Below are 2,528 nucleotides of genomic sequence, written 5' to 3'. Positions count from 1 at the left end.
GGTGCCGGCGGCGCAATTGCCGCTGCGCCGCGACGCCCGCGGCCGGCCCGGCCTGCATGCACCGCTGGCGCACGTGGACACCGGTTGGAGCCACAGCGGCGACTACCTGCTGGTGGCGGTGGCCGCGCACGCGCGGCTGGGGGTGGACATCGAGCGCCAGCGGCCACGGCCGCGCCTGCTGGAACTGGCGCAGCGCTTCTTCCACCCGGACGAGGTCGCGCTGCTGGCCGCGCTGGCGGCGCCGGCGCGCGAGGCGCTGTTCTTCCGCCTGTGGTGCGCCAAGGAAGCGCTGCTCAAGGCGCATGGCCACGGCATCGCCTTCGGCCTGCACCGGCTGCGCTTCGCCGAGGACGCCGGCGGCGCGCTGCGCCTGGTCTGGTGCGACCCGGGCCTGGGCACGGCCGAGGCCTGGCACCTGCACGAATGGGAGGCCGCGCCCGGCTACCGGGCGGCGCTGGCCTGGTGGCCAGGGCTGCCGTAGGTTCCATGCCTCTGGATCGTGTTGCAGCCCTGTGATTCCGATGTCGACCTCGTTGGCTGGGCAGGTCGTGCTTTGGTGTAATTTGATGTAAAAAGATATACGTTTTTATAGGAAAACGCGATGAAGCTCCCTGTGCCGCCCCCAGACAGCTGGCGTCTTCTTGCTGATGAACCTGAACGCATGATGAAGGTGTTCAGGTCGAAGATCGGTCCCGAGGTGGCTGGAAGCTACGAACACTGGGACAAACTCAGGCATAGAGTCGCGCCAGACGGCCTCACCACAGAAGAATGGTGGGCTGGCATCAAGTGGAGCCGTCGAGCGCTGGCGCGCGAACTTGATCTGGTGGACAAAGACGACGAGAACTTCGTCGTTTCCATTGCCGACTCGATGCAGCGCAGACTTCACTACATTGATCGCGAGGCGGCTGGGGCGATCAAAGGAATGGAGAGCAGCGGTGGACAGAATAGATTTCTGATCCGTTCGCTGATCGAGGAGGCCATGACGTCGTCCCAGCTTGAGGGAGCCGCTACCACCCGCGCGGTTGCAAAAGAGATGCTATCGACTGGCAGACTGCCGCGCGATCAGTCGGAGCGAATGATCTACAACAACTACCTCGCGATGAACATGATTCGCGACAGGGGGAAGCGGCCAATCACGCCCGAGGAGGTGCTGGAGCTGCATAGCATCCTGACGGACGGGACGCTGGAAAGCGCGGAATATTCTGGTCGATATCGTTCGGTGGGAGACAATGTCGTCATCTACGACCGAGGTTCCCCGCCGACGCTGCTGCATGTCCCGCCGCCTGCAATCCAAGTGGCGGACAGGATGAGACGGCTTTGCGCGTTCGCGAACGACACGGCGAGCGAAACCTTCATCCATCCTGTCGTGCGCGCCATCGCAATTCACTTCCAGATCGGCTACGACCATCCATTCGTTGATGGGAACGGACGGACGGCCAGGGCGCTCTTCTACTGGAGCATGATGAACTCCGGTTACTGGTTGACCGAATATCTGTCGATTTCGAGCGTATTGAAGAAGTCGCCCGGGAAATACATGCGGGCTTATCTCTACACCGAGAGCGATGGCGCCGATCTGAGCTATTTCGTCTCGCAGCAGTTGGAAGCGATCGAGCAGTCCATCCAGGCGTTGCACACGTATATCGCGAAGAAGCAGCAGGAAGATCGGCTTGCGCGTCACGTGCTGCGCAAGGCGCATGTGGGCGACGCTGTGCTGAATCACAGGCAGCGCGCCTTGCTGGCCAATGCACTGAAGGATCCTGGTCGGCCATACACCGTGGCCGGGCATCGGTCGGCGCACACGATCACCTATCCAACAGCGCTGGGCGACCTGAATTCCCTGGTCGCCGCGGGCCTGCTCTACAAGCAACGGGTCGGCAAGGCGTTCGAATACTACCCGGTACCTGGCCTCGCACGAATGTTGGGAGCCTGACCGCCCCAGGCGGGTGCTGAGCCTCTATGCGTTCCGGGGAAATGCCTCGGCCAGAGTGCGGCAGCGGCGCCACCTGCGATAATCCACCGATGACCGATGCTTCCCTTCCCGATTCCGTCCGCGTCGCGCTCGAACAGGGCCTGCACGCGCAAGGCCTGGACGCGGCCGCGCTGGCGCCGCCGCTGCTGGCCTATCTGGCGCTGCTGACGCGCTGGAACCGCACCTACAACCTGACCGCGATCCGCGACCCGCACGAGATGGTGACCCGCCATCTGCTGGATTCGCTGGCGATGCAGCCGTTCGCCCAGGAGGGCGCGCTGGCCGACCTGGGCACCGGTCCTGGGCTGCCCGGCATTCCGCTGGCGATCGCGCGGCCGCAGCTGCGGGTGACCCTGGTCGAAAGCAACGGCAAGAAGGCGCGGTTCCTGCGCGAGGCGGTGCGCCAGTTGCGCCTGGACAACGCGCGCGTGGCCGAGTCGCGCGCCGAGGCACTGGGCGAGGCCGGCGCCTACGACCTGCTGACCGCGCGCGCGCTGGACACCCTGGCCGGCATCGTCGCCGTCGGCGGCCACCTGCTGCGCCCGGGCGGGCGCCTGCA

The 2,528-nt window shown here is 65.2% G+C and carries 3 protein-coding genes; all 3 read left to right on the top strand.

Going from position 1 to position 2,528, the window contains the following annotated elements; genetic code table 11:
* Window positions 1-481 (top strand): 4'-phosphopantetheinyl transferase family protein (locus D183_RS0102255; protein WP_017907551.1); only part of this gene is annotated, 481 nt, incomplete at its 5' end.
* A 120-nt stretch (window positions 482-601) separates the two neighbouring features.
* Window positions 602-1,930 (top strand): Fic family protein, encoded by a 1,329-nt coding sequence (locus tag D183_RS0102250; protein WP_026144113.1) that lies wholly within the window; start codon window positions 602-604, stop codon window positions 1,928-1,930.
* 89 nt (window positions 1,931-2,019) lie between these two features.
* On the top strand, window positions 2,020-2,528 hold a 509-nt coding region (gene rsmG / locus D183_RS0102245), incomplete at its 3' end, for a 16S rRNA (guanine(527)-N(7))-methyltransferase RsmG (RefSeq protein ID WP_017907549.1).

The organism is Xanthomonas sp. SHU 199 (assembly GCF_000364665.1).
In the GTDB taxonomy this organism is placed as follows: domain Bacteria; phylum Pseudomonadota; class Gammaproteobacteria; order Xanthomonadales; family Xanthomonadaceae; genus Xanthomonas_A; species Xanthomonas_A sontii.
Note: the sequence above shows the minus strand (reverse complement) of the source record. Positions and strands in the feature narration are given on the sequence as shown.